Source organism: Myxacorys sp. (assembly GCF_059501405.1).
Genome location: NZ_JCACCM010000035.1, coordinates 1 through 3,422 on the forward strand (window position 1 = coordinate 1; position 3,422 = coordinate 3,422).

The following is a 3,422-nucleotide window of genomic DNA, read 5'->3' on the forward strand; positions in this document are numbered from 1 at the left end:
AGCTCAGTTGGGCTTGCCCCTGAATCTAGTGCCCCTGCGTAAGTCCTGTGAAACTCAAACTCACGATTCTACGCTGCGAGCATTGATTAGTAGACGCTCCAGTCTTGAATTCCCTGCTGACCAAACACCTGCTCAGTTTGGTGAATCTCCTCATCGGTTCCCTCTACAGTGATGAGGTAGTCGCCCCGTTGCAAGCGATCGCTATAAGCGGCGGCTTGAGCTTTAGGAATACCGTAATCAATCAGTGCTTTCTCTAAATTGTTGGACGCGATCGCGGCGACTCCGCTACTGGCTGCACTAGCAGCCAGGGCTACACCAAAACTTCCAGCGGCCAAAACGGCCCCAATTCCAGGAAGAGCCAAGCTGGTCAAGCCCAGCAAAGCAAAGCCCGTGCTACTAGTTGCAAAGGTATCTCCAACCATATCTGTTGTGTTGGCGACCTTCGTATCTCCGACATGATCGCTGACTTCAACACCGCTAACCTGCTCACCCTCGTCTTCACCTTCTTTAGCAACTAAAGAAATCTTGTCCATTGAAAAGCCAGAATTTTGCAATTCCTTGATTGCTTGCTCTGCTTTTTCACGATCAGTAAATACGCCGATCGCACGTTTCTGCTGTTGTTGATTGACAACCATTTCCTTCTTCTAACCAATAATAACAACGATGATCACACTGAAAGTGAATTGTGGTTCATAGTATTATTCTTGCAACTCCAATAAAGCTATCCATCGTTCTAAAGATGTAGCCTATAGAATGAATGAGAAGATGTGGAAACGGTAATAGACTTGTTCGGAAATAAGGTCAGCAAGAGCACAGGCTTTTCTTATTTGCCTTCTCTTTATGCTGCATCTAAATAGAAGTTCCATAGCCCTGCGGCAATTAGCATCAGTTGATCATCACAGTTAGGCATACGATTTCTATAAATTGCAGATACGGCGTTATAACGCTTCATGCCCGCATGAGCATGTTCACAGACCACCCGTTGCTGACTAAATTCTTTGTTCTGTTGCTTTTGCCAATCACTCAGCTCTTTACCTCGTGGCTTCTTATGAGGCAAATGAATGTTGACGAACTCATTTTGCAAGCCTTGAAAGCCTAAATCACCTTCGATATTCACCTGATCTGGAATGTACTCGACGAGTTCAGCTTCTTGCAGTTGTCGTTTATCGTGAATCTTCCCCACTTGTGCAGGAGACAGCAGAATCACCCGTTTGTTTCGGGTCGTTCCCGTAATATGTTTGCGGGTGTGTCGTCGCTTTTTTCCAGAGTAATGCTCCTTTTGTTGCTCTGCATCTTGAGGCCGCTGCACCGGGCGTTCTGTTCCGTCCAAGATCACCGTTTTCACCCCAGGAAACAACGCGACAAACTCTGCCATGCTTTTCAATTTGCGAGCAGGCAAGACTTGCTTATCGCCCAGTGTTTGTTCTAAGACAGGCAACAAAGTATGCACCCAATCACAGGCACAAGAGCGCTGAAAGGCAAACATCACACTCAACAGATCCAGCGTGGGATAGCATTTGCAGTAGAGCAAGATATAGAACAGCTTGTACTCAATCGTCAGCAGTCGGGCTTTTCGACCTCCACCCAATCTTCGTTGGCGAGTCTGGTCAGGTTGGATGAGATTCTGCTGGTAAGCAGTTTCAAAACTGGGTAAGAGTGCTTCAAATGCTTTGTGGTTGAGACCTGTGAGTGCTCGCATTAGGCGGTCGTCGTTGAGAATGCGGTCTAGATCAAGCATGAGTCAAGCTTGGGCAAGGGCAACTCATTCTCCCTTATTTCCGAACAAGTCTTTTAGTTAAATTAATTCTTAGCTGTGAAATTAAGAAGACCTCGTTTACGTTATAAAACGAATGGTTAAAGTCCTTTTAGCTTATGTTTTCATTCGCTGTGTATTAGCAATTACTAACTGATTTTACTAAGGTCTATCCTACGCTTCTATCGCAACGTACCGTAAGGCGCAAGACACGTTGCGATCGTTCTACTGATAATAAAATAATAGAAAGTGCAATGTTCCAACCACATGACTCACTTTGGTATTATTTGTCCACCCTTCTTTAGCCATTTGAAAACACTTGGGGCACTCGGACAGGAACTTCAATCTCGTGGGCATCAAGTTACTGTTCTACAAATCCCAGATGTTGCACGGCAAGTCAACGCTCAAGGATTAAGTTTTTACCCAATTGGACAATCCATTTATCGTCCTGGCTCGCTGGCAGAAACGATTCAGCAGCTTGCTAATTTTAATGGCATTGATGCATTACAGCAGTCTATTGAATTTTGCGCCCAGATGAGCGCGATCGTGTGTCAGGATGCCCCCAATGCGATTGCGTCACTGGGTATTGAAGCACTGTTAGTTGATCAACTTGAACCAGCTGGAGAGGCGGTTGCTGAATTTTTAGATATTCCATTTATTAGCGTCTGCAATAGTCAAGCGATTCATCGCCAATCGATCGAGGTGCCGCCTTTCTTCACTCATTGGCGCTATCTCGATACTGCATGGGCACGAATACGTAATCGAATTGCCTATCACTTGCTCGATCGCTACAGTAAACCAACGCTAAACGTTCTCAATACCTATCGCGCGCAGTGGAAATTGCCACATTGTTATCGGTTGTACGATTGGTCAAACACTCATTCGATCGCCCAAATTAGTCAACAACCAGCTGAATTTGACTTTCCCTGTACGAAACTACCACCCCGCTTCCACTATGTTGGACCTTTACGCTCTGCTAGTGAAATTGCAACTGAAACCTTTCCCTTTGAAAAGTTGACCGGGCAGCCGCTAATCTACGCTTCGTTAGGAACAATTCAACACACCAAGCAGGAATTGTTTCATTGCATCGCAACGGCATGTGCTGAGATTAATGTTCAACTCGTCATCACGCTGGGTGGCGGAGCCAACACGCTTCAAAATTTGCCTGGCTCTCCAATTGTTGTCGAATCCGCTCCACAGCTAGAGATTTTGCAGCGATCGCAACTCACTATCACCCATGCTGGGCTCAACACAGTACTCGATTCGCTCAGTCAAGGCGTTCCAATGCTTGCCATTCCAATCACCTACGAACAGCCCGGAAATGCGGCTCGGATTCATTGGACGGGCACTGGAGAAGCTATTCCGTTTGCTCAAATTGAACCGCTCAAACTAAGAACCACAATTCAACACATGCTGCGCGAAGCGTCTTACAAACAAAATGCCCTGAGGCTGAAGCAAGCCATTCAGCAGACAGGCGGAGTTCAACAAGCAGCAAGTATCATCGAACAAGCGATTTCTCCTGGAAACAAAAACCAACCCGATCTCTCAAGAGAAACTCAGCTGGCAATTTCGTAGATTTTCGTTCTACACAATCTGTGCCAACTGTATCACTGCAACAGGACTTACGCAGTGACGCTAGGAGTAGGGTCTGGTCAAGTTGAGTCATTAT

Annotated in this window: 3 protein-coding genes; 1 reads left to right on the plus strand and 2 read right to left on the minus strand. The window is 46.0% G+C overall.

The genetic code is table 11. The features are described from left to right. Window positions 1-86: 86 nt before the first annotated feature. The gene (locus AC5I6P_RS03010) at window positions 87-635 is read right to left on the minus strand and encodes a hypothetical protein (RefSeq protein ID WP_495692280.1); all 549 of its coding nucleotides are present in this window, start codon (window positions 633-635) and stop codon (window positions 87-89) included. A 203-nt stretch (window positions 636-838) separates the two neighbouring features. Next, window positions 839-1,738, minus strand: coding sequence for a transposase (locus AC5I6P_RS03015; protein WP_495692281.1), 900 nt, complete (start codon window positions 1,736-1,738; stop codon window positions 839-841). Window positions 1,739-2,020: 282 nt separating this feature from the next. Between AC5I6P_RS03015 and AC5I6P_RS03020 the strand changes: the two genes are divergently transcribed. Next, window positions 2,021-3,328 (plus strand): glycosyltransferase, encoded by a 1,308-nt coding sequence (locus tag AC5I6P_RS03020; RefSeq protein ID WP_495692282.1) that lies wholly within the window; start codon window positions 2,021-2,023, stop codon window positions 3,326-3,328. Window positions 3,329-3,422 lie beyond the last annotated feature (94 nt).